Raw genomic sequence first — 24,209 nt, 5'->3', positions numbered from 1 at the left:
GAAGGCTCGACCACGGTGAACACTGTCACCGGCAACAACCTCGGCTTGGCGTGCCTGTAGGGGCGAGCGGGCGTAGCTCACGCTGCCGCCTATACCGGCAGTTGCGGAGAGTGGTCATTCGGCCCTCGGTCCTTCTCGCGCTGGAGCCGTCGCGGAGCAGGTGAGCCATTTCCGCCTGGCCGGAGGGCGACGAACTCCGCTGCCCCGGTATTGTTTGCCGGGCCGAGTTGGAGCCGGATCAGCCAGGGCATGAGACGCCCGATGGTTGTCCAGAGTTCACCGAAACTTCGGTCGAAGCGGAGTAAAGGGGTGAGGTAGGCAACATCAAAACTCGGTAAACATTGCGTCACTACCGCTGGGTACGTGATCGAATGCTCTGGAACCCGTTCCAACTGATGTCGAAACCCTCGAATTCGTTGCGGGTCCATGGATCCAGGAGGTTGTAGTTGTGGTCGACGCAAGCGTACCTACGCTGCGTCTGTCCGAGCTGGACAGACTGGGCCAGCTCGACGAGCACAAGATTCTCTCTGCCGATCAAGTGCGATCGACGTCGCAGAAACTGGGTGTGCCCGAGCAAACCTTGTGGCGGTGGCTGGAGGCCCGCCGGGCGGGTTCCATACCGGCCGATCTCGACGAACTCACCAACGCACCGACCAGGCAGGTCGGCTACCGACAAATCAGAGTCCGACAGTCACGCATTGTCACGTTGCCGGAGACGGCCGGAGACGAGCCGTTGCCGCAGATCTCCGATGGTGACGTCACGACGTTTCGCGCGGATGCCTACCGGAGCTTGCCGCCCGCCGAATTCGCACGCATCGACGCCGTCTACACCCAAGGAATCCGAGCGACCTGCCGATGGTTGACTGAGAACAGCGGTCATCCATGCCACCACGACCTGGACCAAAACGGCGATTGGAGTGGCCTAGGCACGCATACCGACCTCGCCCAGTACATGCTCACGGTTCTTCAACCCCGTCTCACCGTCGCAGATCACCTGCGTAGCGGTCGCGGCGCCGGCTTGGTCGAGGAATGGAACGACATCCTGGGCCTGTACCGGTTCCTCGGCGGTCTCGTCGCTGACAGTCCCAGCCGCGGACATACCATCACCCGCCTTCGCGGTGCTCAAGCAGCGTTTCTACTTCACGGTCTGCGGTTGGACCTGCCGCCGGATCTGGCGTACTCGGTCGGACCGGGACTGACCACCATCCCGATCGATCACAAGATCATCTCCCGTATCCATGCTGGGACGGCCAATGTGGCCGACGCGGCCGCGATCGCCACCGTGCTGTTCACCGGCGCCACCGCGATCGAGCTCAACGCGGTTCCTTGCGTCGCGCTCACCGCAGATGCGCTGATCTTCAACGGTCCGATCGGCTACACACACGCATCCGACCTATACGTGTGGGTGATACCGCCATTGGCACGGCCGCTGCTCCACTCCGCGCGCGTGTACCGGGAAATGCACGACACACCCGACAGCAAACTGTTCGCTGGAGCAATCGGCGGAGCAGGCTTCCGCCTGCGCAAGATCGCCGCGGCCTGCGGGCTGACCATCCCGGACCTGTACCACTGGCACCACAGCTGGATTCGACAAGCTGGGCTTCTCCGGATGTCCGAGCAACCATCACCCGTTCGCAACACCGACCTGCTGTTCGGTCTGAAGCTCGTCCAACGGCCTCGCCGACGCCGCGGACGCCAACGAAGATGAGAAACCTGATCGGACGCGCCTGCGCCGAAACAACCGTCGGCGCCTCGGACGTGCGGGACACGGAGTCTCACCGCACCGTCCGACCGGCGGCTACCACGACGTTCCGGAAATGAGCTGACGCAGCCCGTTATCCGGATCGGTCGATCGAGACCGGCTCCACCTCACCGGTCGCCGCACCCTAGACCTGACCGCGGCTGGCCAACGAGTGATCGAGACCGTGCATCATCCCCCTGTGCGCGCTCACCGACTCCAGGCGATGCCGGCAAAGGAGCGAGTCTCTCCGACCAGGCGGTCCCAGCGGTGCGGGAGTCGAGAGATGTCCGCACCGGAGCCCGCTCGGCACGCTGGTCAAAATTGGTCCAACCCAGCGCGGATCGCCTCCACCGTCGCGTTGAGCCGGACTTGGTGCGAACCCGGCCAGTAGATCCGGCCGCAGTCGCGACACTGCCGGAACGTGTCGTAATAGCGGCGAGTGAGCGGTTCCAGCCGATCTTCGACCTCGGCTTTTGCGACCGCGGCGATGGCGCCGCCGCAGCGCAGGCAGCGGGTGAACGGCGCCAAGCACGCGACGAGGTCGAGCCGCCGGATCACCTCGACGACTTGGTCGATCGGCTGGTCCGACCGGACATATACGCCGTGAGTGACGTTGCGCCGCTTCAACAGTCCGCGGTCGCGGGTGAGCAAAATCCGGTGCTCGTCGGCCGACACCTCGGCGAGCTGGGCGTCGTCGGCGTCCCAACGGCAGTCAACGTCGAGGCCCATCAGCCGCATCAGCTTGGCGAGTCCGCCGAGATTGACGTCTGCGACGAAGCGCGGCTGGCGCAGCGGGCGTGGGCGCACCCTGGTAACCCGGCCGATGTCGAGCGTCTCGAACACGGGATACGCCGTGATACGGTCGCCGACCTGCGGGTGATGGTCGAAGTCGACCGGTTGCCCGTTGACCAGAACCAGGTCGACCTCGGTGTGCGGGATGCCGGCGGCCTCGACGACGTCCTTCACGGTCTGGTGCGGGCGGAACAGTCGGCGCAGCACCGTGTAGCGCTCGCCGGGCCGCAGGAAGTCGTTCAGCTCGGCGTAGACCCGGATGTCCACGCTCATTCGACGAACAGCGCCATCGATGCCGTGAATCCGTGCAGCGCATTGCGGCCCGCAATGGGGCCGATCTCGCCGGCGGCGAAGAAGCCCGCCAGCGGAATGCCCCCGAGCAAGTCCTCGATGGTCGCGGCGTCGTGATTCGCGATACCGAACATCTGCCTGCCGCGTCCGTTGCATGTGAACAGCAAAGCGCCGGCCGGACGCCCGGGCAGGTCCGAGCTAGCACGCTCGAGGGCCGCACGCAGATCTCTGTCCGCGCCGACCGCGTCGCGGACTTGGAACTGCACGGTCGTGCCAACCTCGACGACCTCGCCGATTTCGATCGCGCCGCTCGACAGGTCGGCACCGAGGAGTCCACGGATCAGGAAATCGCCCTGCCCGGGCGCTGCCAAATGCTCGTCCACCACGATTCCGATCTGCAGGCCGTGCGTCAACAGTTCCTGCTGATCGGGTGGCAGTATGTCGACGACCTCCCGCAACCGTTCGATCGGCGGCTGACCACCTAGTTCGGTGATCAGCGCGCCGCGCGCGCCGGTGACGATATAGGGGTACCCGATCGGCCGGCAGCCCTGCGACACAATCGGGACACCGCACAAGCCGGGAAGCCGCACGCCGACCGCGCCGGACGTCGAAACGTCACGGTCGCGAAACAGCCTGCTGCCGGTCGTACCCAGCGCGCCGCTCACCAGCCCGCCCATCACGATGGTGCCGGGCAGATCGGCATTCAGGTGCTCGAGCAGCAGGTCGGCCGGGAACGAATACGGGTCTGGCAGCAGCAGATGGAAGTCGCGTGCGGCCTTGTCGAAGCGGTAGCCGGCTAGCAGCCCCCCTGTCGCCGTGCGGACGAAGTCCAACTGGAAGGTCTCGGCGCCAGGCAACCCGGATGCCAGCCACACCGCCACCGCGGGCTCGTCCTCTATCTCACGGCGGCCTGCTACGACCGCCTGCGCCACGCATCCGATGAGCGCGGGCACCCGGACAGTCTGGTGGACACCGGCGAGTACGGCCGAGGCCTCGTCGGTGTGTGCCCGTGATGTGAGCAGCACGGCAAGCGACGGCGTCTCGCCCGCGAGCTGATCGCGCGCGTGCGCTGCGGCTTCCATGCCCGCCTGCCGCGCCTCGGGCGCGGTGGAGAGCCCGACTCCGATCCGCACCCTTCCATCGTAGCCAACCTGAGTGAACGCAGTCGTTGTTGCTGCACAATGCTTTTCCGCAGGTGCGGAAGTAGTATTTCAGCCACGCGGCGGGGGCGGATAGTGGCGCCGTCGGCGCCGAAGGTGGCCCTCTTCCCAACCGCGGGAGGTGCACGGAACCGCGCGAAAATCGATCGCACCAAAAACGGCTATTCGCCCACGCGAAAATCAGAATATTGGCATAGGCCAGCGTACCCGGCAAGAGTTGACCGCCGTAACAGCAAGCAGGAGATATCGGTGAGTCAGCCGTCTCGGATCGATTCGAGCGAACTGCTTGCAATGGTATCGACGCTGGAACACCTCATCGCCGAGGCCTCCCGAACGGTCAGCGAGTTGAAAGCCGCCATCGCCTCCGCGGAGGCGCCGCCGAACAGCAACCAAAGTGATCGTCACGCCGAGACACCGATCCCGGTTCGAGCGAGTACGGCCCGCAACCTGGAACCCGTACCAGGACAGCTCACTGCCTCCGACCGCAAAGCTATGCCTACCCCATGGTCCCGAAAACCGCCGACCACACCATGGTCGAAGCGCCTTGGCGCGCCATACACGCCGGTGCCCCGCGTCAGACCGACCACAGAGCTTTCGTCGACCGCACGGCAGGCGACCACACCTCACCTCGCAGAATCCGAGTTGGCTCGACGGCAGGCCAACACCGCTGCCGATTCCGAAATCCTCGGACTTGCACGCGAAATGGCGTCCCGGCACAGCCTGGAAGTCATCGGGTTCGAGACGGCGAGTATCGATGTACACGCTGTTCGCGAGATCGCCTCGGCTCTTGATGACATGCTCGCGAAGTACCCGATCCCGCTAGGCGGCATCGAGATCACCGAACGGCGCGACGGCACGTCCTCTCGTCCGGTTCGGGATCGCCCCTCGGACGCAGTGCGATCGGAGGCACCAGCGGTATGGATCGTCCTAGACGGCGCCGCCTTGGCAAACCCGATCCCGCCGGTTGGGTCGGTACCTGGGGAAACCCGAAGTGGAGCCCGCAGACACGGGCCCACAGAGCGGCCGGTATACACGGTGATCGTTCGCGAATTCGCCAGAGCACTCGACATCGCGGGCGGCTTCCGGGCGCGCCAAGAGGCTTGGCGAACCCTGATCGCCGAGTCGCTCCGTGGCGGCAAAAGTGTCGATCACAGCCTGCTGGACCCGGGCCGGGCATTGGTCGAGGGGTTCACCGAGGTGATGCTGCACGGGGAGCGAGCTGGAGAGTTGGCGAAGGCCCTGCACGGAGCGTTGGTGAAAATGGCGCGAGCCGAGTCCGCCGATCTGTCGGCGTAGGTGCGAGCATTTCCAGTCGGCGTCGGCCGCGCCGTCACCGGCAGCGAGCGCAATAACGAACCTGCCCCTGGGACGGCCTCCTGCGGGCTGGTGTGCGCTGCGGACGGCTTGCTGAAATGCGCGCCACGCAATCGGTGTCGAAGTTGCGGGCGCGTCGCACCCCAAGGCGGATAATCGGTTTCGTAGGCGCGGGAAGGACCGGCACAATGCACGTGAAGAATATGAGTCTTGGAAGTCTGCTGATCCTGTCCTGGTTGATCATCGGCTTGGTCGCGGCAGGCCAGCGCGACTACTTCGACAGCGGTCCGATCAACTGCGCGGGCTTCGGCACCACCGCGCTGACAGTGCTCGCCGGTCCGCTGAACTACATGGGCCTGAATCCGAAAATCGCGGATTGCACTGTGCCCCAGCCAAGCCCGTAGGTGACACGACGACCAGGCCGTTACCGTCCACTGCACCACCACAGCGCCCTCAGCGGCCAGACGGCGGCGACGGCCGGTGCAGACTCGCCAAGCCCCTGAAGGCGATACTTGATCGCGCAGCGCCTTCAGCTCGAGGGCGTGCGGGACCACCGAAGAGATCACGGCGACACTGGCACCTGCCGCAACCAGGCGGAACGTGATCAGCCTGGAGGCAACTCCCCCACGATCGAGCAGTCACCGGACCGTAAAAGCATGTGGTGTCCGTATCGTCACATCAAACCGGATGGTTTCCTGCCCGACCCCCCGTGTGGCCCTTCAGGCGGGCCCGACGGACAGCGTGATGGTGGTCCAGCCGCCGAGGTGGATCCGGTCACCGCTGCGCAGCGAAACAGCAACCTTGGGTGGTAGTAGGTCCTCACTGCCGTTCAGGCTGGTGCCGTTGGTCGAGCCGAGGTCGGTAATGGTCAGGCCGCGGTCGTCGACGTGAATCATGGCATGCGCACGCGAAACACCGATATCGGCGGGAGCGATGCCGAGATCTATTCCGGGCGCGATACCTTGGGAGACGCTGCGCTTGCCGATCAAAATCTCGCTGCCGTGCAAGACGATTCGACGCTCTGGATAGTAGGTCGGGAAGCCGACCTGCTCGGCGTCGGGACCCTTGCGGGCGATGACCCGGTCGTAGAACTCCCGGTCGGCGATGATCGTGGCGATCCAGGCGACCGGGCGTGGTGGTTCCGCGACGGCCGGTTCGGGTGCAACCGGTTCCGCGGCGGCCGGTTCGGCCGGCGCCGGTTCCGCAGGGTGCTGCAGCGGCCGGGCAAGCGCCGAATCACGCCCGCATACTTCACAGAATCGTCCGGTGCGCGCCGCCCCACAGGAGGGACACAGCGCGGTCGACTCTTTCACGTCCGAGACGGATGTCTGTGCACCGACCGGCTTTCCGCAGACATCGCAGAAGAAGGGTGCGAGGGATAGATGACCGTCCGGACAGATGTCCATCACCCCTCCTGCCATCTGATCCCGACCACCCTAGTCCGATCGGGCCCAGCGAGCAAGGCCGCACACAGGTCGCTCATCTACATTTCCTTCCATACCCGTGCGGTCTTGGTCGAGCCAGCCTCTACGGGCAGCTCCTCCCGTATCCGCGCCGTCTTGGTCGACCGAGCATCCAAAGCCATCTCGTCTGCTGCATCCACGTGCGACCGCAGCCGCACGGTCCCCGTGCGCTCGTCGACCTCGACCACGCCGCGCAGCAGCTTCGCCGTGCCCTCGTTGCCGGACTCCGCGGCCAGCTGCACCGCCCGGCGCAGCTTCGCGGTCGCGATCGCGGCATCGCCGTTCTTGCGCGCCGCCAGCCCCTCCCGCACCGCCTGGGCCAGCTCGGCCTGCCCGGTGTAGTGCGCGACGCGTCTGCTGATCCGGGCCGACAGCGCGGTGTCGGTGGTCCACAACGCCCGGACCAGCCCCTGGCCGAGTATCTGCTCCCCCGCGAGGACGCTGATCCGGGCCGCGAGCTTCTCCCGCCCCGGCGCCGCGGGCTCGACCCAGACCTGGAGGTGATAGTCGCGGCTTTCCACTCCCCACGCGCCCAGCGAGTACTCTCCCACCTGCGGACCGAACTCAGCGCGGCGTCCGGTCAGGTCTTCGATCGTCGGCGCGACCTGCTTGACGAATTGCACCCGGGCACCCCGTGGTGTCCACACCCGCAGTGTCAGCTCCCGAATCCCCTTCGCCATCGACGTCTGCATCATGGCCGCGAAGTCGGCCGCGAGGTTGGCCGGATCCTTCACGATGTCCACCGTCCCGTGCAGAGCCGAGGAAATGGAGCGCACTTCGTCCACCCGCCAATCGGTCCCGACACCGCGGCAGTCGCAGGTGAACATTCCCTCCGACAGCTTGATCTCCCCAGCCAGCGTCTCCGGCTCCTCATGTTCGTTCTTGCCGTCGGTCAGCAGGATGGCGTGCACCATCGCGCCGGGATGCTGCGTCGCCAGCTGTCTGGCCTGGCCGAGCCAGGTGCCCATCGCCGTACCGCCGTGCGGACGCAGCTGATTCAGCGCGCGGCGGGCGGCTGCCCGGGAGCGGCGATCGGCGCGCACCGAAGGAAACTTGGTCGGGAACACCGAGCGCGCCACATGAGTTCCCTCGACGATGGCGAACTGCGTGCCATCGGCTACTTCGTCCAGCGCGGCCAGGGTCGCGCTACGCGCGCCCTCGAACTTGTGGCCCGTACCCATCGAGCCGGAGCAATCGATAATCAGGATCTCCACCCGCTCCTGCGGCGGAGTGGTCACCATCAGGTCGCTACTCGCCTCGACGGTAACCACGGCGTCTACTGTGCCAGCCCCGGCGCCCAAGTACTCATTCTGGTCGACGGCAACCGAAATCCCCTTGCTGTCAGTAGAACCCAACATACGTCTCCTGCTCGATCGGACCGGTCACGGGCGAACGGGGGCGAGCGCGACGGTGATGTTGTCGCTGCCTCCGCTACGCAGGGCGAACTCGGCCAGTTCACGCGCGGCGGACAGTGGGACGGCGCCAGTGGCCATGGAGGCAAGCGATGCGGCATCAGACTGGTAGTTCCACAGTCCGTCGGTGCACAACAGCAATATCCCAGGACCCGTTGTGCGTAACGTCCGCACGCAGTTGTCCGACCAGGGTTGCGACCCGCCGTCCGCGCCGAGCCAGCGTAGCAGCGTATGCGCCCGTTGATCATTCATTGCGGACTCCTCATCCATGGCACCAGCGTCAACAAGGGCCTGTGCCCACGAGTCGTCCACTGTCAGGCGCTGTGAGGGCGGGTTGCCGTCGTGGTGCGCGGTCGGCGGCGTCTCGGTGCGCAGCCAATACGCGCGGCTGTCCCCCACATTGGCAACCGCGATCTCCACGCCCGCGACGCCACGGTCCAGCACGACAGCCGAAACATAAGTGCAAGAGGGAGAATACATTTCGTGCGTTGATGTGGCGCGGACAGCCTGCGCCGCCGCCTCGAGCCCTGCCATCACCGCTACGTCGGCGGACCGTTCCCGGGCCAGCGCGCCTACTGCGGCGTCGACACCGGCGCGTGCCGCCGCGCCTGAGGCGGCCTGCGGGTTCTCCGAGGTGGAAACCCCGTCAGAGACGACGATCACCAGGGCTGCGGGCCGTCCGGGAACATCGCCGTCGAGCACGGCGGCGGCCACGGCGTCCTCGTTTCGCGCGTGCGCGATGCCGCGATCGGTCAGCACACACACCGCACCCAGATCTGCCTCGAAGCGATCAGGCGCACGGTTCAGCTCGCCGCATCGGACGCAGTAACGGTCGGCGTCGTACCCCGCCGCGCCGCAACCGGCGCACACTGTCGATGGAAGGTCGTTGCGCGGCAGAGCAACCCTTCGAATGCCGAGCTCGCGTCCGCAGGCTTCGCAGTACTTGTCTGCGACATCGACTTCGGCGGCGCAGTCCGGGCATACGGCCGCTGTCACAGCGTGGTCCTCGGGCGGATCGTGTTCGCCTTGTCGACCAGCTCGATCCGCGTCCACAAGTCGTCGGTTCCGCGGGCGAGCTCGCGGTAGCACTGCTCGAGGCCGGTGCGCACGCCGTCCTGATGCAGCTCGGCGCCCAACAGCGGAGCCTGATATGAGGGAATCTTGCCGGCACGCAACCAACCGAGCGCGGCGGCCAGCACCCGCATCCGTATCTGAGCGAGGCGATGTTTCGAGTCCAGGGCCAGTCGCTCCACGCGACTACCCGCTTCGCGCAGTACCCATTCGGTCAGCTGCGCCGGGTCCCGATCAGCGAGCAGGGCTTCCACAGCGGCGATTCTGGCCTCGGTGAACAGTGCAGAGGTCGGATCCACTTGGTCGAGCACCGCCACTGCGCCCGCATGGTCACCGCGGGCAGTACGCAGTCGCGCGAGACCGAACACGGCGCTGACGAACGTGTGATCGGTGTGCCAGACCGTCGCGTAGTGCCGCGCCGCCCGTCCCGGATCGCTGCCGGACAGTTCCGTGACCGCGGCGAGGGCCAGCTTCGGTGCGGGCTCGCCGGGCAGGGCAGCGTATACGGCGTCGAATTCCTTTGAAGCCCGGTAGAAATCGCCTTCCAGAAACCGCACCTGACCGCGGTACCAGGCCAGCCGCCAATCGCCGGGCAGGCTCGAGGAGAGCTCGTCCAGCCGCCGGTGGGCGTACTCGACCGCGCCCACTTCCAGGCCCGCACGCACCAGGCGCAGCGGGATCTCCACCGATTCGGCGCCGCCGGTGACGACCGACCGCAGCCCAGCGGCGAACGCAAGCTCCAGTTCGCTGGGATCGGTGCCGTTTGTCGTCGCCAACAGAGTGGCCCCGCTGTCCGCGGCATCCACCAGCGGCACCGGCAGCGCGGCGATGACTGCCCGCGGGGTCAGCGGCACACCACCGAGCCCGAACACCGCCCGCGGCGGGCCGAAGGAGTTCGACATTCCCGGGCGAGGAATACCGTCGTCGGTCGACAGCACCTCGCGCAGCACGCCGACGAGCTGATCGGACATCTCCTCCGTCGAGGAGAACCGGGCCTGTGGATCGGGATCGGTAGCGCGCAGCAGGAACCGGTGCAGCGACTCGTAGGAGGCCAGCAACGGCTCGGTGTCCGGGCCGGGCAGCGCGCCGATCTGCCCGGCCTGCTGCGGCACGGCCATGATCAGCACTGCGAGTGTGCGCCCGATGGTGTAGACCTCGGTGGCGACCGTAGGACCGGTCTCGGCGATCTCGGGAGCCTGATAGCCGATGGTGCCGTAGATGGGGCTGTCGTTGTCGTCCATCTCGATCACCGCGCCCAGGTCGATGAGCTTCAGCTGCTCATCGGTCTGCATCACATTGTCCGGTTTGAAATCGCAGTACGCACGACCGCGCGAATGCAGATAGCCGAGCGCGGGCAGCATCTCCAGGATGTAGGCGATGGCCTGTGCGGGCGGCAGATAGGAGCCGTCCACGTCGCGCCGGTCGCGCAGGATCTGCTTCAGCGAGGTGCCACCGACGTACTCCATCACGATGTAGCCGACCGCGGTGCCGTCGGGCCCGGTGTGCTCGGTGAAGTTGTGGATCTTGACGATATTCGGATGGTCGACCTCCGCGAGGAAGCGACGCTCGGCCACCGCGACTCGCAGTGCGTCCGAATCGCCCGAGTTCAACAGGCCCTTCAGCACCACCCAGCGGTCGCTGACCCGGTGGTCGATCGCCAGGTAGATCCATCCGAGGCCGCCGTGCGCCAGGCATCCGGCCACTTCGTACTGGCCGCCGATCAGATCACCCTTGGCCAGCTTCGGAGTGAAGGAAAACCTGGTGCCGCAGTTGGCGCAGAAACCCTCGGTGCGGCCGGGCTTTCCGTCACGGGTACGGCCGACGGGCTGCTCGCACTTCCCGCAGTAGCGCTTGCTCTCGGCAACGTGCGGTGCCGCCATGACCGCTCTCAACGGATCGATCCGCGGCACCCGCGGCACATCCACCATGCCCGCGCCGAGCCTGCCGCGCGCCGCGGCGCTGGACGACGAGGACCGGCTGGTCCGCACCGATCTGCCGACGTGGCGGGTGCCCACGACAGCCGCCGCGGTGGGAACGGTGCCGCAAGCGTCGCAGTATCCGCCGACAATCGTTCCGACACACCCCAGCTCGGTGCACGCACCGCCCGTCGGCGGCATAAGCTGTGCCGATGCCACGCTGTCCTTGAAGGGCGCCGTGCCACACACCACGCAGTAGCCGTCCTCGACGGTTCCGCCGCACCCGGGCTCGCCGCAGGTCATGCGCTCTTCCCCGCTTTCTCCGCCATGCATTGCCGACAGTCCAGGGCCGGGCGGGCGACCGCCGTCAGCTCCCATAGTCTCCACGAATGCCGGCCCTCCGCGATCGGATTCGAGGTGGGAACGTCGCGATCCTCGCCGAGTCCAGGAACCTGCGTGGTGGTCGAGCTCATTCCCGGTACCGCGGGGCTGGTGGACCGGGCGACGGGCCGAGCACGCTGAGCCGGGCGCGGTACATCCGATCCCAGGTGCCGTCGGAGCGGATCCGGTCGAGCACGCCGTTGACGAAGCGAACGAGTTCGGAGTTTCCCTTCGGCAGACCGATCGCATAGTTGTCCCGTCCCAGCGGATCGCCGACGACTTCGAGATTGGCGTCCTGCATCGCGAGTCCGTGCAGGATCGTCTCGTCGGTGCTGACCGCGTCGGCGTGTCCCTGCTGTATCGCCGCCAGGCAGTCGGTCCAGCTGGTCGTGCCGATGACCGTCGGCCGCGCCGGAAGGGCGAACAGCGGCTCCGCCGACGTGCTGCCGTGCGCGGCGCATACACGTTTGCCCGCGAGATCGTCCGGGGTACGAATGCCGGAGTTATTGGCCACCAGAATACGTTGCGCCGAAACGTAGTACACGCTGGAGAAGTCGACATCCTTCGCACGTTCGCAGGTGGCAGAAAAGGTGTTCACGATCAAATCGACCTCGTTGTCGCGCAACGCGTCGATACGTTCGGCCGAGGGGACCGTGCGCAGCTCGATTCGCTCCGGATCGCCGAACAGGGCACGGGCGATCTCCCGCGCGAGGTCGATATCGAAACCCTCCACCTGACCGGTCTGCGGATTGCGGAAGCCGAACAGGTAGGTGTTCTGCTCCACCCCAACCCGGACCCGGCCGTTCGCGACGATCTTCGCCATCGCCGAACCGGGTGGCATAGAGCCGGGTGGCGGCAGCGGGCCGGGCCGCAAACTCGCTGTCGCATCGCAGGTTTTGTCACCGCGCTGGTGCGGTGCGCTGGTGATCTCGGCTGCGCCGGGCGGCAATGGATTCACCCGGCCCAGCGCTATCGGCGCACGAGTGGAGGTGCCGGAACCGCAGGCGGTCACCAGCGCCGACACACCGACCAAAACCGCCACTACGAACGGCGACAATCGCCTGCTAACCAGAACCGCCTTACGCGCGACCCTCCGATCACCTCCGGTTCTCGGTCGGTCTCGTATCCAGCCGCGGATCTGCATCGGGGTGGCCTCATTCCGTCTTTCGCGCACTCACAAGAACTCCTGCAGTCGCGGCCACAATCCGACGACGACCGCGCCCCCGGCGACCAGCAGCAGCACCAGCGTGCCCGCGGGACTCCAGGCCAGCGCATCCCCCGCGGAGTCGACTCCCTCGCGTAGTTCGGCCCGCGTGACAGCGAGCTGGTCGCGCACCTCGCGGTCCAGATCCGCGAACCTCGTGGCCGAACTGTCCGCACCGGCACCGATCGCCTGCCTCACCGCCGCTGGATAGTTCGCCGCCTCGTATGCCGCGAGCTGCCTGCGATGCCCGGAAATCCACCTCGAGAACCCTTGCAACGCAGCGGAATCCGAGCCCGTCGCGTTTGTCAGGCAATCCCGCAGGGCTGCGGTGTGGGTGACGAAATCGTGCTCGCCCGCCGAGATATCGCCGCGAGTGACCAACTGCAGCGTCTCATCGGTCCTGGCCTGCTGGGCCAGAATCCTGGCCTGGGCCAGCGCCTCGAACCGACTGGTCACGCTGGATCGGCCGGTCTCGACGGACGTCGCGGCGATCAGACTCGCCCCGACCGTCCACACCAGCGCGATGGCCGCCGCGCCACCGGCAACGCCCAACCCCACGTTCAGGCGACGATTGGTCAGCCGCAACAGCACGAAGGAGCCCGCGCCGCAGGCGACCAGTACCAACAGCAGCAGCATGACGCTGGTCAGCGGCAGGGCGCCGATATCCCGCTGATCGGCACGGACCGCCGTCAAGCGCTGACTGCTGAGCCGTTCGGCGTTCGGCAGCAGTGACCGCTGCATCAGGCTCGACGCCTCCCGCAGGTATGCCGAGCCGACCGGAAAGCCCTGGCGGTTGTTCGCACGCGCCGACTCGACCAGCCCGGTGTACGCGGGCAGCTCAGCGGAAATCTGTGCGACGATCCGGCGGGTCAGGTCATCCGAGGCGCCTGTCGTCGCCTCCGCCAGCGCGGCCGCCGCATCGGCCAGTGCCTGCTGGTATCCGGTACGCACCTCCGGTGATTCGATACCGCCGGACAGGAACGCCGCGGCCGCCAGCGCGTCGGCCGCTGACAGTGCGACATACAGACTCTGCGCCGCATAGGCCACCGGCTCGGTGCGTTCGAGCACGGCATCACGCCGATTCAGCTTGCCATTCAACTGATTGGCGCAAGCAAGTCCGGCGATCAGGCACAGCACGGTCGAGACGACGACGATCGCGCCGATCGCGCCGGGCGTCGTCCCGGCGAAGCGTCGCACCCACAGTCCTCCGTTGCGGATGCTCGCCGGTACGCGAGGTCCCACACCGTTCCCCAATCCGATTGCAGCGGGTGTCTCCAATCGCGACAGTGTACGGGAGGCTGATTCAGTCCGCCGAGGATCGCCAAACTGCGCGAATCCGCCGTGCGGACTACACCTTCGACACCGGCGTTCAAGAACCGCTGACCGACGAAGGCCTGCTAGTTCGCCGCGAGTAACGGAGCGCGACTATCACGGACCGAGGCCGAGGTCGCCCACTCATCCGAGTCCTGTTGCAGCCGTGAAGAGTGACGGCATTCGTGTTCACTCGTGCCGTTCGGCTTCAGCGACCGGCGGGCCGAGGCGGCGGTGTCGGGATCGGCCGGCACGGTGGACATCGGTCGGGATTATTTGGGGAGCACGTTTTGCAGTTCGCCCAACGCGTGCTGAGCAATTGCGAGAATGTTGTGTTCCTGCGCCAGGTAATCGGCCCAACCTTGTTCCTGCGCTTGGCGCAGGTAAGGTGGCAGCGGCTGGTTCAGTTCGGCAATGGCCTGTTGCAGTATCGGTTCCATCTGGGCGCGCAGCTCACCGTTGCGTGCGGCTTGGTTGTCGACTTCGAGTTGTCCGCCCTGCGTGGCGTAATTGTAGAGCTCGTATTCTTGTTGCTGAGCGGGATCTATTTCTATACGTCCGTTGAAGAAGTGTGAATAGGACACGTATTTCGCGTCGGCGGTGCGTACCGCCGCGACGTGTGCGGGCGCATTCTGGTTGAAGAGGACGGCTGCCTCTTCGATGGTGGGTTCGTCGGTGGCGTGGACGATCCAGGGGCGCCCGGCAGTGCCCCTATCGCGGCACAGGGCGGCGATGTCGAGGCGATCGGCGAGGTGTGCGTACCTCGCGTCCCCCCGCCATGCGCTCCCGCCGGTAGCGATCGTCAGCAGCAGCGGGGTGATATCGGCGCTGGAAGTGAGCTGTCCGCGAGTGCTGGTCGACGACGTGGGGCTCAGCAGTCCGCGGGGATCGTGCACATAGAGCGGCACCCTGATCGCCTCGTCATAGGCCGCGCCGCCTTTACCGTGCAGCCCGTGCGAGCCGGCGTAGTCCCCGTGGTCGGAGGTGAAGACGATGACAGTGTTGGCGGCGACATCCGGGCGCTGGTACAGCCCGTCGAGCACCCGGCCGATCTGGATGTCGACCTGCTGCTGCAACCACAGGTAGAGGTTGCGCATGTCGATCCACTGTTGCTCGGCACCAGGAGTTCCGTAGGGAGCCATCCCGAACGCGACCGCCGAGGCTTCTACCAACGCCATCTGTAGGCGCGGCTTCTCGGCCAGCTGTTCGAGAGTTTCGTAGTTCGCGGGCAGGTCGGTCATCCAGCGTGGAATGTCGAGCTGCGCTTGAAGGCGTCGGGTCCATCGGGGCCACCATTGGATGTCGTGCGGATTGACCAACGACACCGTGCAGCACCACGGCCCTCGACCTGCTTCCGCGTCCAGCCAAACGAGGAATTGGTCGACGATCGCAGGGTCCATCTGCAAGCCCTGTCCGGGCGCACCGTTGGGTGATGGATAGGTGCCGCCTGCGAATCCGTAATTTGCCAGCGACCCCGGATCAGTGTCCGAGTCGTGCCCGAGATGCCATTTCCCCCACCACACCGTCTCATATCCATGTTCGCGGATCATCGAGCCCCAAGTGGGGAACAGCGGTGACAATGTCGACTGCGACGTCATCATGCAACCGGTCTGATGAGAGTACAAGCCGGTCAGAAGCACCCCGCGCGACGGTGTGCAGTCGTTCGCCGCGGTGTAGTGCTGTTCGAATGACACAGCGGCTCGGCGGATTCGAGCGATACTCGGCAGTATTCCGTCCAGCGCTTCCTGGTCGGGGAACCACATCGGCGCGCGCATCTCGTCCACGAGCACCACGAGGATGTTCGGCCTGTCAGGGTCGACATCGGCGCGGGCCCTTCCGGCCCCTGTCGCGCCCGACATCGAGGTGGCAGCCGTTGCGGCCGCGGCACCGCGGGCAAAGAACCCACGCCTGTTGATCGACACGCTCTACTCCATTCACGGAATGTTGCACATCTCGGTTGTCTGGGATCTGATCGATCAGTCGACACCTGTCGGTAATGTCGCTGCGGTATCCGGGGTGCCGAACTAGACGGCCATCGGCACTATAGGTGAGAAGCCCCGCGAAAGTGTCGAAGGCGGACACGACCGCGATCGCGTCGACCAGTCGAGCCCGCGCACGGCCGGGCCCGGTGGGCAGTCGCGCATCCCAGGCGCAGTGCGCCATCTGATGCCGGGCACAGGCGGCGGGGTGGCGTCGACCCGCGCCGACCAGATCCTGCGGACTGCTCAGGACGCGCGCCGTGACCTGATCGAGAGCGACTTCACAGTAATTACACGGGTGATTCTGCTGAAGCGCACGGCGTGGGGCGATGTATTGGAAGTGTGCTCACCGAGCAAAGTCCGGCCCCGAGGAGGTCAGCCATGCATACTGCCACTACGTCCAGCATGCCGCGGATCGAGACGCCGGGGAGTGCCGGGACGTCGGGGGATTCGGCGAGCCGACGTGGGTTGCGGTCGATCAACGCTGACGCGGTGGCCGTCGAGACCGACGCGGTGACCGGGGCGACAGCGTTCGTCGTCGCGGACGGTGTCGGGGATCATCTGCTTGCCGCCAGAGCGGCGCGCATGGTCGCCTCGACCGCGGCGCGGGTAGGTGCGCGCGACGGGGCCCGAGCGGGAATCATCGTCGCGCAACAGGAATTGCTGCACGAGCTTCCGGAGTCGTCGGCCGATAGTGTGCTCGTCGTCGCGGTGCTGCCCGCCGCGGGTCGACCGGATCGGCCCTGCGAGGTGGCGTGGGTCGGGGATTGTCGCGCGTATCGGTGGAACGGGCGGGTATTGCACCAGATCACCACCGACCACACCGTCGCCGAGTTATGGCGAGCCCGTGGGCTCGTTCCTCCGCCACGGATGAACCACCTCGTCACCACCTCGGCGCGCACCGTGCGTCCGGCCGATATCGGTTACGCCGCGACCGGATCGAGCACGGGTAGGCTACTGCTGAGCACCGACGGCGTGCACAAGCCGCTCGGCATCGCCACGATCAAAGCCCTACTCGCGGACGGAAACACAGCCGGGGTCATCGCGAACACCTTGGTGGACACCGCCCTCCGTACCGGAGGAACCGACAACGCCACCGCCCTCGTCGCGGACTACCGTCCCCCAGTGCCGAACATCTCGTGAGCCATTCCACCCGGCTGTCGGCGCGGCCCGGCGGAGAACTCGATCTCCCACCCGCCTGGCCGTGTCGCCACAGCTGCTCAGCACTTCGGTGATCCGGGCGAGCCCGGAAGCCTCCGTCATATGCCAGTGCTTCAGGTCCCCGATCAGCGGACCGGCACCGGGGAAGTGGTGCACCACCATGGCCAGCACATACTCGGTAGGTGCAGCGCGGTCCCCGCCTGCGATCCGGGACAGCGCGCCCCGAGCAGTACCTCGGTGGTGACGTCGAAGGTGGTCGGAAGCAGGGTGGCCACGGCGGATACGACCTCCGCGGGTGTCACCGTCCGCTCCTCGAACCGCAGGACGGCCTGCTCGAACGGGAGGATCAGCGGCGCCGACCCTGCTCGGTGCGCGGTAGGCCGGGCACAGGATCTCATGCCTGACGATCAGGTCCGCGACGGCGGCACGCAGTGCGTCCGCGTCGAGGGTTTCGGTGAGCCCCGCCGCGAACAGCACGTTGTAGGCCGCCAGCCGGGTGTCGAACTGGTTTCTGGCCCGATCCCGAGGATAGTGCGGGTCGATGGGGAGGAAACCCGTGCACCCGAGATCGAGCCGCTACTGATCCGGCGGGAACTGGCCGGCGGACGGTTCCCTCTCCTATAACCTGCTGTGCGAGTTGTCTCGCGGCAGTATCACCTGGGCATGGTTGCCCACCGAAGCCTGAATCGCAGGAGCCCTGAATGGAATCGGCGGACAGTAGTGTTCGAGCCGGAACGGCGCGGCGGTGGACCATCACGATCATCCTGGCGATCGCAATGGTGGTCGCCGCGGTGCTCGGCATCGTGCTGCTGCCCGGAGTCACCGGCGACCGGCCGCCGTTCGACCCGGCCGTCGTTCCCGGCACTCAGGTTGTTTGGGTGACCGCGCCGGTCGGCGCCGACCACGGGACATTGCAGCTGTGGCAGCGAAACAGGCTCCGGCACTGGGAACGCACGTTCACGGTGCCGGCTTGGGTCGGTACGGAAGGGATTTCGAAGGAAGCCAAGGAAGGCTCCAGCTACACACCGGAGGGAACATTCGCGTTGACCGAAGGCTTCGGCCGGTTGTCCGACGTGGATGCGAAGCTTCCCTACCTGTCGGTCGACTCGTCGAACACCTGGTGGTGGATATCCGACACGAAAAGCCCGCTGTACAACCAGAAATACCAGTGCGTCGAGGCCGACTGCCCGTTCGACACCGCGCTGAGCGAGAACCTCGGGAGAACCGAGCCGCAATACAACTACGCGCTGGTCATCGACTACAACCGCTTCCCTGTGGTGCCGAAGAAGGGCTCGGCCTTTTTCGTCCACGTCGAAGCCGGTAAGCCAACCGCAGGCTGCGTCGCGGTCGCCGACGAAGTCATGCGTACCCTCCTGACCACCCTCGAACCTTCGAGGAAGCCGGTCATCGGCATGTACTCCACCTGAATCCCCCGCTGAGAAGGCCGGATTCGCATTCGTGCTCGTAGGCGATGCGGGCCACGTCGAAGAGCTGGCCTGACCAGATGGATGGTGATCGACGAATGGCTGCGTTGTATCGACGATCACGTCCAACGGCCACCCGTTCAGCCGGATCTCCTGGTAGTCAGCTCTTTCCGAACCCGAGTACCATCGCTGAATCGTAGGGGAAAGATCGGATGTGACCACAGAGTGTCCGGCGTGTCAGACGCCCCTGCGGCATCGACGGCTGACCGCCCCGCCCGACAGCGCAGTGGCGATAGCATCCTCATCAGACCGTCAAATTTTGCTCACGCTGATTGTGTTTGGTGGCACACGCGCCGTGATGGCGGATAATCCATGCGGTACGACCGCACCTCGTAGAGGGCCATTCAGCGCCGACGGAGCCAACGGCGTCCGCCAGATGTCACTACGGACTCGTTCCGGGCGCGGTCGGCGCGGCGTGGTAGACGACACCCTCGTCGGCCCTCCGCGCCGGGTACGCCACGGTGCTAGCTACACCGGATTGTCCGCACGACCACGTCAGGAGCACATGTGACCACTTCCCTCGCGGTGAATCTCAAACACACCCGCGATATCCATCCCGACATCGACGTGCCGCTGGTTCGGGATGCCATTCATCCGGACCGGGCGCTGTGGTCACCCGCGGAGCTGCACAAGCTGACCAGCGAGGTGGCCGATGCATTGGCGACGCCGCTGCTGGATATCGTGCGGTTCGGCACCCAGCAACGCTGGTGGACCCGACTGGCACTGACCATGGGCGTCGAACTGTGGCTGCTGTCGTGGGCTCCGGGACAAGGCACCGAACCGCATGACCACGGCGGCGCGTCCGGTGCGTTCACCGTCTCCATCGGCGAACTCAGCGAGGAATACCTGCACACCGGTGGGCCGGTCCGGACCGCGAAATGGCAAGCCGGCGACACGGTCGCATTCGGACCCGATCGGGCGCACCAGCTCCGCAACCACAGCGCGCGCCCCGCCGCGTCAGTGCATGCGTATTCGCCACCACTGCGGCCGGTCCGCGAGTACCGCACTCTCACAGATTTCGCTGGTGCATGAGCGAGCGCAGCGAGCGATCGGTGGGCACAGCCGAGCATCACTCGGTCATGACGGAGTCGAGCGCCAGCGAGGCGGAGGCATGAGCGAGCGATCGGTGGGTACAGCCGAGCATCACTCGGTCATGATGGAGTCGAGTACCCGCGAGGGTGAGTTATGAGTGAGCGGAGCGGACGATGAGCACAGGCGCCGAGAAGATGGTTGCCCTGGCCAGAGCACAGCTGGATCGGGTCACCCCGGAGCAGGCGGCCGCGTTGCAGACCGACGGAGCGCTCATGGTGGATATTCGGCCGTACGCGAACCGGCTTGCCGAGGGAGAGATTGCCGGTGCGGTGGTGGTCGAGCGGATCGTGCTGGAGTGGCGCCTCGATCCGACCGGCGAACACCGGCTACCGAGCATCACCACGGATACTCCGGTGGTGATTATGTGCAACGAGGGCTACGCGTCCAGCCTCGCCGCGGCCGACGCACGCCGCCTCGGCTTGCGTCACGTTACCGACCTCATCGGTGGATTCCGGGCGTGGAAGGCAGCCGGGTTGCCGGTGGTACCGGGAGGAACGCAAGCGGTGCCGTAGCCACCGCGCCGCCACATGGCAGCTTCGGCGAGCCGTTCCGACAGGCATGACCACCGGCTCCACCCGGTCGGCTCGGTGACCTCGGCTGGTCGGCGAGATTGTGGTGGTGGCTCTAGGCTGTGCCGGTGCTACTCAGGCCAGGAGCCCGGTTCGCGAAGTATGTTGTCCGGGCACCTCTGGGGCGTGGCGGCAGCAGCGAGGTGTACCTCGCAGAGGATCCAGAACGGTCGAGCGCGGTGGCGCTGAAGGTCCTCAGTGGCGCCGACAGCCGATCGGAGCCGGCGAGGGGCCGGTTTCGCGACGAGTTCGATATCGCGCACGCGTTGCAGCACCCGAACATCGTTCAGGTGTATGCGCATGGTGAGTTCGAAGGCTTGTTATGGCTCGCGGCCGAGTATGTCGACGGTGTCACCGCGTCTGCGCTGGCCCCGGGGCCGCACAAGAGTCCGGATCTGGCGCTGGCGCTGGATGTACTCGCCGGTATCGCGGAGGGGCTGGACTACGCGCACACTCGGGGTGTGGTTCACCTCGATGTCAAGCCGTCGAACATCCTTGTCGGCCGCGGTGATCCGGTGACTGTGATGCTCACCGATTTCGGAACGGCTCGCCGATGGGAGGAGGTCGAGCCGGTGGTCCCTGGTGGCTTCGTGGTGGGGTCGATTCCGTATGCGGCGCCGGAGTTGTTGCGGGGCGAGAAGCTGTATCCGGCGACGGATCAGTACTCGCTCGCGTGCTCGGCGGTCGAATTGCTCACCGGTCGCCCGCCGTTTCTTCGGTCGACTCGGTTCGCGCTCGCAGAGGCACAGTTGCATAAGCATCCGCCCGACGTCTCGTCACGTCGGCGCTGGATCCCGCACGCGGTCGACTCGATCCTGGACAAGTCGTTGGCCAAGGATCCGTTCGCCCGATACCCCACCTGCGCGGAGCCGATCCGGTTGATCGCGCACGCGTTGCGTGGTATCGAACCATCCGAATGACCCCAGCGTGGTGCGGGTCGATATGGATCCGAATGGAAATGGACGCGAGAGGACGTATCCCTTGCACGGGTCATCCTCGAATTCAACGGTGGCGAACGACTGGTTTCGTGGGAACCACTCGTGCGAATGAGTTCGACAACAGCCGTCAGGGGCTGGGATGACGTCGGGTAGATGCGACGATGTCGGTCGCGGTGGCCTGGCTCAGTCGCGGTGGCCTGGCTCATCCGCGCGCCGGCAGCGGTACTTTTCCATTCCGTGGTTCGGGTCGGTCAGCCGATTCCCTCTCGGATAGCGATCCCCCTGCGGAGACCGCGGGGAATCTTCGGCGGATCTGAGAGATGCAGCGGAGGACCTCATGCAGTTCGGTCCGGAGTCGACGCAACTCTGCGGTGCGTCCGGCAGGACTCGATGGACCTGCGCGTTTCATCGCTTCGATGAAGTAGGCCAACTCGTCTGCCTCCGCGACCAGTAGGTTGAAAAACACTGCGGCCTGAGCCCTGTCAGCGTGGTCGTTCACTGTCGGCTCGTGTCACCTCGAGGTTTCGGACAGTTCTCGACCCGCGCCGCGTTCGACGAGTAGCGGCACGAACTCGCGCACCGACGCGCCCATGAAGCGTTTGTGGATTCGTTGGACAACCGATGCGATGGTCTCGGCGGGTAGCTCTGGATGGCACTTCGTGAGTCGCGCGACGACATACCGGATCTGCGTAGCCTCGTCGTTTTGCATGGCTCGGTCCCTGCTCGGTGGTTTGTATGCGAACAAGCACGCCACCTGCATCAGGACTTTCCCCAGAAGTGACCGCACGGCCGGGACTGGGCATCTCGATGCTCTTCGGCACTGTCTTGCTCTACGCGCTCGGCAAGACAGTGACTTCGTGACGGATCGGCGTGCGCTGAACTGCAAGATCGTCACGCTATATAATGTACCGTTATGCGACGGTACATTCAATAAGGCGGCACACAAGCTTCAACGGCTTGTCGAGCCGAGACCAACCGGCAAGCATCGCAGCGATATTCGAATAGCAGTACGCGAAACCAGCTGCGCGGCAACCAACTAACGGCCGCCGAGTTGCATATGGTGCAGCCTGCCACGGCAGCTGCGGCGAACCGTCAACATGACCGGCGCGCAGGGAGACCTGCTGCAGACCTCCCCGGGCACCGCGGCCGCGGCACAGGCTCGGGTCACAGCGGTCACGCAGCATGTCAAGGCACTCGCCGACACGGAGCTGGTGAGCACCGCCCCGACCCGGCCGGCCGGAGGGCGGTGTTCGTTCGTCCAGACGACCGAGGCGGGCCGCACCGAGTTGCGACAGCTCCTGCGGATCGGTGACCAGGTCTTCGGCGCGGTCGTCACCGACTGGAGCGCCGAGGACGTCGTCGCCCTCACTGCTCTGCTCGACCGGCTGAGCGAATCTCGGGCGGCTCGGGACCGAACAACAAAACCGAGCAAACACCCGGCGCGGCAACCCCTTCGGCCGGAGCCGGGGCTGACGACATCCGCGTCGCCATCGAACGGAACTACTGATGTCCCCCACAGGGTTCCGGCGCTGAAACGAAAGATGTCCGCCGCCGGGCGCCGACCAACAGTCTCCGTATCGAGGGATCGGCCGCGAGGCGTCCGGGGCACGCCGCTGCCGAATCAGGTGTATCTCGGGGTTCGTCCCCCGGATGTGCAGTGCCAGGCCGGCTACCGTCCCGGCGGCGTGTCTCGCGACGAGATCGGGCCGAACGCACGACGCTCCAGTCACCGAACCCGATACTGACTGTGTAGGCCTGCTATCTCGGTACCCGTACGAGGTGCCCGGGACGCAACGCAATACAAATCAAGGGGGTCCGGCAATGACCAAGATCAAGGATCTGAATCCTCTCCGAATGGCCGATATCGGCGGCTCGGATCTATTCATCCCGTTCAGGATGCCGAGCGGTGACATCGGGTTCGTCCCCGGTGACACATTCGCGGGCACCGAACCCGCGGTAGGCGGCCCGAACTGGCGTTCGCCGATGCTACTGCGAAGCAACACCCACGACATGGCCAAACCGATCGAGTTCCAATCGGCCGCACGCGGCGCTCGACAACTATGGGATTACGTCCACGACAACCCGGAATTCTCGACCGTATTGCCCTGTGACGCGATAACCATCGGTAACCGAATCTATTTGTGGGTGATGGTGACCCAAGGTCTGGGGAACGAGCGGTGGTGCGAGATCCGCTATTCCGACGACAACGGGGAGAACTGGACCGACACCGCAGTTCGGTGGTCGACCAGCGTATTCGGTGGCAAACGCACCATGATTTCCTGGGAGCGCGGTGGTGACGGTTACGTCTACGTCATCTCGACCGGAGGGCTTGCCCGCAACAAGAACATGCTGTTGTGGCGGGTGCGCGAGAATCATGCCGACCTCACCGACCCGGCGGCCTGGCAGGGGTGGGGCTGGAACGGTCAGAACTGGGAATGGGGCCGAGATCCGGGCAGTGATCCGCGACTGGGCATACTCGCCGATGGCACCAGGCTCGGTGAGATCGGGCTTCGCCGAATACAGGGGAACTGGGTGATGTCCGGCTTCGATGCCGGCGCTTACACCGCTTTCGTCAAGGTAGCCGGAAAAATCACCGACAATTGGCGTACCGCCAGGACGTACCGGCCGGTGAAGGGGTCGCCGTGGGTGCTGGGCGGACCGGATATCGTGCCCCGCCTCTACGGCTGTTATGTCCACCCGGACAGCAGGTTCGACGGCGCATTCTGCATGATCGTGAGCGAGTGGGCAGAATCCGGTAACCCTTATCGCGCAATGCAATTCCGAATCTTCGGCATCTGGTCGGCCGTTCCGATCGCCTAGACCCATCGGATCCGACCCGGCCGATCACGAACGAATTCGGCCGGGGCCGGGCGTGACTTCCGCAGTCGTCGTTTCGGATCACCGGACCTGCGGCCGTCCGGGTGCCGGTC

The 24,209-nt window shown here is 65.8% G+C and carries 22 protein-coding genes; 11 read left to right on the top strand and 11 right to left on the bottom strand.

The genetic code is table 11. The features are described from left to right. Window positions 1–448: 448 nt before the first annotated feature. Window positions 449–1,708, top strand: a complete 1,260-nt coding sequence (locus tag AB0H00_RS19700; RefSeq protein WP_357268039.1) for a hypothetical protein — start codon at window positions 449–451, stop codon at window positions 1,706–1,708. A gap of 348 nt (window positions 1,709–2,056) precedes the next feature. Here AB0H00_RS19700 and AB0H00_RS19695 read toward each other — a convergent pair whose 3' ends face one another. Then, complete coding sequence (locus AB0H00_RS19695; protein WP_357268037.1) at window positions 2,057–2,806, bottom strand: Mut7-C RNAse domain-containing protein; 750 nt, start codon at window positions 2,804–2,806, stop codon at window positions 2,057–2,059. Continuing rightward, a complete protein-coding gene (locus tag AB0H00_RS19690) occupies window positions 2,803–3,957 on the bottom strand; it encodes an FIST N-terminal domain-containing protein (protein ID WP_357268036.1) in 1,155 nt (384 codons plus the stop codon). The genes AB0H00_RS19695 and AB0H00_RS19690 overlap by 4 nt, the downstream gene beginning before the upstream one ends. Before the next feature lie 276 nt (window positions 3,958–4,233). On the opposite strand from AB0H00_RS19690, the gene AB0H00_RS19685 reads away from it, so the two are divergent. Then, window positions 4,234–5,280, top strand: a complete 1,047-nt coding sequence (locus tag AB0H00_RS19685) for a hypothetical protein (RefSeq protein WP_357268034.1) — start codon at window positions 4,234–4,236, stop codon at window positions 5,278–5,280. 221 nt (window positions 5,281–5,501) lie between these two features. Continuing rightward, window positions 5,502–5,702: a hypothetical protein gene (locus AB0H00_RS19680; protein ID WP_357268032.1), complete on the top strand. Its 201-nt coding sequence runs from the start codon at window positions 5,502–5,504 to the stop codon at window positions 5,700–5,702. A 315-nt stretch (window positions 5,703–6,017) separates the two neighbouring features. Here the strand turns inward: AB0H00_RS19680 and AB0H00_RS19675 are convergent, their stop codons facing one another. From AB0H00_RS19675 to AB0H00_RS19660, 4 genes are all read right to left on the bottom strand, one after another. After that, window positions 6,018–6,704, bottom strand: coding sequence for an FHA domain-containing protein (locus AB0H00_RS19675; protein ID WP_357268030.1), 687 nt, complete (start codon window positions 6,702–6,704; stop codon window positions 6,018–6,020). A gap of 77 nt (window positions 6,705–6,781) precedes the next feature. Beyond that, on the bottom strand, window positions 6,782–8,119 hold the full coding sequence (locus tag AB0H00_RS19670) for a VWA domain-containing protein (RefSeq protein WP_357268028.1): 1,338 nt from the start codon (window positions 8,117–8,119) through the stop codon (window positions 6,782–6,784). Window positions 8,120–8,143: 24 nt separating this feature from the next. Further along, the gene (locus AB0H00_RS19665) at window positions 8,144–9,169 is read right to left on the bottom strand and encodes a zinc ribbon domain-containing protein (RefSeq protein WP_357268026.1); all 1,026 of its coding nucleotides are present in this window, start codon (window positions 9,167–9,169) and stop codon (window positions 8,144–8,146) included. Further along, window positions 9,166–11,232 (bottom strand): tetratricopeptide repeat protein, encoded by a 2,067-nt coding sequence (locus AB0H00_RS19660; protein ID WP_357268149.1) that lies wholly within the window; start codon window positions 11,230–11,232, stop codon window positions 9,166–9,168. Before AB0H00_RS19660 ends, AB0H00_RS19665 begins: the two co-directional genes overlap by 4 nt. Here AB0H00_RS19660 and AB0H00_RS19655 point away from each other — a divergent pair. Beyond that, window positions 11,123–11,419 carry a hypothetical protein gene (locus tag AB0H00_RS19655; RefSeq protein WP_357268153.1) on the top strand — a complete coding sequence of 99 codons (297 nt, stop codon included), beginning with the start codon at window positions 11,123–11,125 and terminating at the stop codon, window positions 11,417–11,419. The two genes, AB0H00_RS19660 and AB0H00_RS19655, sit on opposite strands and share 110 nt — an antisense overlap. A 210-nt stretch (window positions 11,420–11,629) precedes the next feature. On the opposite strand, the gene AB0H00_RS19650 is transcribed toward AB0H00_RS19655, so the two are convergent. The 3 genes from AB0H00_RS19650 to AB0H00_RS19640 form a co-directional block, all read right to left on the bottom strand. After that, complete coding sequence (locus tag AB0H00_RS19650) at window positions 11,630–12,598, bottom strand: glutamate ABC transporter substrate-binding protein (RefSeq protein WP_357268024.1); 969 nt, start codon at window positions 12,596–12,598, stop codon at window positions 11,630–11,632. A gap of 117 nt (window positions 12,599–12,715) precedes the next feature. Continuing rightward, the gene (locus AB0H00_RS19645) at window positions 12,716–13,942 is read right to left on the bottom strand and encodes a hypothetical protein (protein WP_357268022.1); all 1,227 of its coding nucleotides are present in this window, start codon (window positions 13,940–13,942) and stop codon (window positions 12,716–12,718) included. A gap of 386 nt (window positions 13,943–14,328) precedes the next feature. Next, window positions 14,329–15,978: a sulfatase-like hydrolase/transferase gene (locus tag AB0H00_RS19640; RefSeq protein ID WP_357268020.1), complete on the bottom strand. Its 1,650-nt coding sequence runs from the start codon at window positions 15,976–15,978 to the stop codon at window positions 14,329–14,331. A 438-nt stretch (window positions 15,979–16,416) separates the two neighbouring features. Here AB0H00_RS19640 and AB0H00_RS19635 point away from each other — a divergent pair, with 438 nt between their 5' ends. Continuing rightward, complete coding sequence (locus AB0H00_RS19635) at window positions 16,417–17,178, top strand: serine/threonine protein phosphatase (RefSeq protein ID WP_357268018.1); 762 nt, start codon at window positions 16,417–16,419, stop codon at window positions 17,176–17,178. Window positions 17,179–17,321: 143 nt separating this feature from the next. Here AB0H00_RS19635 and AB0H00_RS19630 read toward each other — a convergent pair whose 3' ends face one another. After that, window positions 17,322–17,594, bottom strand: a complete 273-nt coding sequence (locus AB0H00_RS19630; protein ID WP_357268016.1) for a hypothetical protein — start codon at window positions 17,592–17,594, stop codon at window positions 17,322–17,324. Between the two features lie 303 nt (window positions 17,595–17,897). Here AB0H00_RS19630 and AB0H00_RS19625 point away from each other — a divergent pair, with 303 nt between their 5' ends. From AB0H00_RS19625 to AB0H00_RS19610, 4 genes are all read left to right on the top strand, one after another. Then, on the top strand, window positions 17,898–18,623 hold the full coding sequence (locus AB0H00_RS19625; RefSeq protein WP_357268014.1) for a L,D-transpeptidase family protein: 726 nt from the start codon (window positions 17,898–17,900) through the stop codon (window positions 18,621–18,623). A gap of 564 nt (window positions 18,624–19,187) precedes the next feature. Beyond that, window positions 19,188–19,712, top strand: coding sequence for a cysteine dioxygenase family protein (locus AB0H00_RS19620; RefSeq protein ID WP_357268012.1), 525 nt, complete (start codon window positions 19,188–19,190; stop codon window positions 19,710–19,712). 173 nt (window positions 19,713–19,885) lie between these two features. Then, complete coding sequence (locus AB0H00_RS19615) at window positions 19,886–20,284, top strand: rhodanese-like domain-containing protein (RefSeq protein WP_357268010.1); 399 nt, start codon at window positions 19,886–19,888, stop codon at window positions 20,282–20,284. A gap of 119 nt (window positions 20,285–20,403) precedes the next feature. Beyond that, window positions 20,404–21,261: a serine/threonine-protein kinase gene (locus tag AB0H00_RS19610; protein WP_357268008.1), complete on the top strand. Its 858-nt coding sequence runs from the start codon at window positions 20,404–20,406 to the stop codon at window positions 21,259–21,261. 529 nt (window positions 21,262–21,790) lie between these two features. Here AB0H00_RS19610 and AB0H00_RS19605 read toward each other — a convergent pair. Further along, entirely contained in the window at window positions 21,791–21,988 is a 198-nt protein-coding gene (locus AB0H00_RS19605) for a three-helix bundle dimerization domain-containing protein (protein ID WP_357268007.1), read from the bottom strand. A 388-nt stretch (window positions 21,989–22,376) separates the two neighbouring features. On the opposite strand from AB0H00_RS19605, the gene AB0H00_RS19600 reads away from it, so the two are divergent. Together AB0H00_RS19600 and AB0H00_RS19595 are read left to right on the top strand one after the other, a co-directional pair. Beyond that, entirely contained in the window at window positions 22,377–23,024 is a 648-nt protein-coding gene (locus tag AB0H00_RS19600) for a hypothetical protein (protein ID WP_357268006.1), read from the top strand. A gap of 76 nt (window positions 23,025–23,100) precedes the next feature. Beyond that, complete coding sequence (locus AB0H00_RS19595; RefSeq protein WP_357268004.1) at window positions 23,101–24,099, top strand: DUF4185 domain-containing protein; 999 nt, start codon at window positions 23,101–23,103, stop codon at window positions 24,097–24,099. The last annotated feature ends 110 nt before the right edge of the window (window positions 24,100–24,209 follow it).

The sequence above is a fragment of the Nocardia sp. NPDC023852 genome (assembly GCF_040639505.1).
Taxonomy (GTDB): domain Bacteria; phylum Actinomycetota; class Actinomycetes; order Mycobacteriales; family Mycobacteriaceae; genus Nocardia.
This window is presented reverse-complemented; position numbering and strand designations above follow the sequence as displayed.

Coding starts and splice junctions, on each gene's coding strand:
- AB0H00_RS19675 (WP_357268030.1), bottom strand. CDS start 6,704: ATGGACATCTGTCCGGACGGTCATCTATCCCTCGCACCCTTCTTCTGC.
- AB0H00_RS19600 (WP_357268006.1), top strand. CDS start 22,377: ATGACCGGCGCGCAGGGAGACCTGCTGCAGACCTCCCCGGGCACCGCG.
- AB0H00_RS19670 (WP_357268028.1), bottom strand. CDS start 8,119: ATGTTGGGTTCTACTGACAGCAAGGGGATTTCGGTTGCCGTCGACCAG.
- AB0H00_RS19655 (WP_357268153.1), top strand. CDS start 11,123: ATGACCGCTCTCAACGGATCGATCCGCGGCACCCGCGGCACATCCACC.
- AB0H00_RS19680 (WP_357268032.1), top strand. CDS start 5,502: ATGAGTCTTGGAAGTCTGCTGATCCTGTCCTGGTTGATCATCGGCTTG.
- AB0H00_RS19615 (WP_357268010.1), top strand. CDS start 19,886: ATGAGCACAGGCGCCGAGAAGATGGTTGCCCTGGCCAGAGCACAGCTG.
- AB0H00_RS19630 (WP_357268016.1), bottom strand. CDS start 17,594: ATGAGATCCTGTGCCCGGCCTACCGCGCACCGAGCAGGGTCGGCGCCG.
- AB0H00_RS19635 (WP_357268018.1), top strand. CDS start 16,417: ATGCATACTGCCACTACGTCCAGCATGCCGCGGATCGAGACGCCGGGG.
- AB0H00_RS19625 (WP_357268014.1), top strand. CDS start 17,898: ATGGAATCGGCGGACAGTAGTGTTCGAGCCGGAACGGCGCGGCGGTGG.
- AB0H00_RS19605 (WP_357268007.1), bottom strand. CDS start 21,988: ATGCAAAACGACGAGGCTACGCAGATCCGGTATGTCGTCGCGCGACTC.
- AB0H00_RS19695 (WP_357268037.1), bottom strand. CDS start 2,806: ATGAGCGTGGACATCCGGGTCTACGCCGAGCTGAACGACTTCCTGCGG.
- AB0H00_RS19595 (WP_357268004.1), top strand. CDS start 23,101: ATGACCAAGATCAAGGATCTGAATCCTCTCCGAATGGCCGATATCGGC.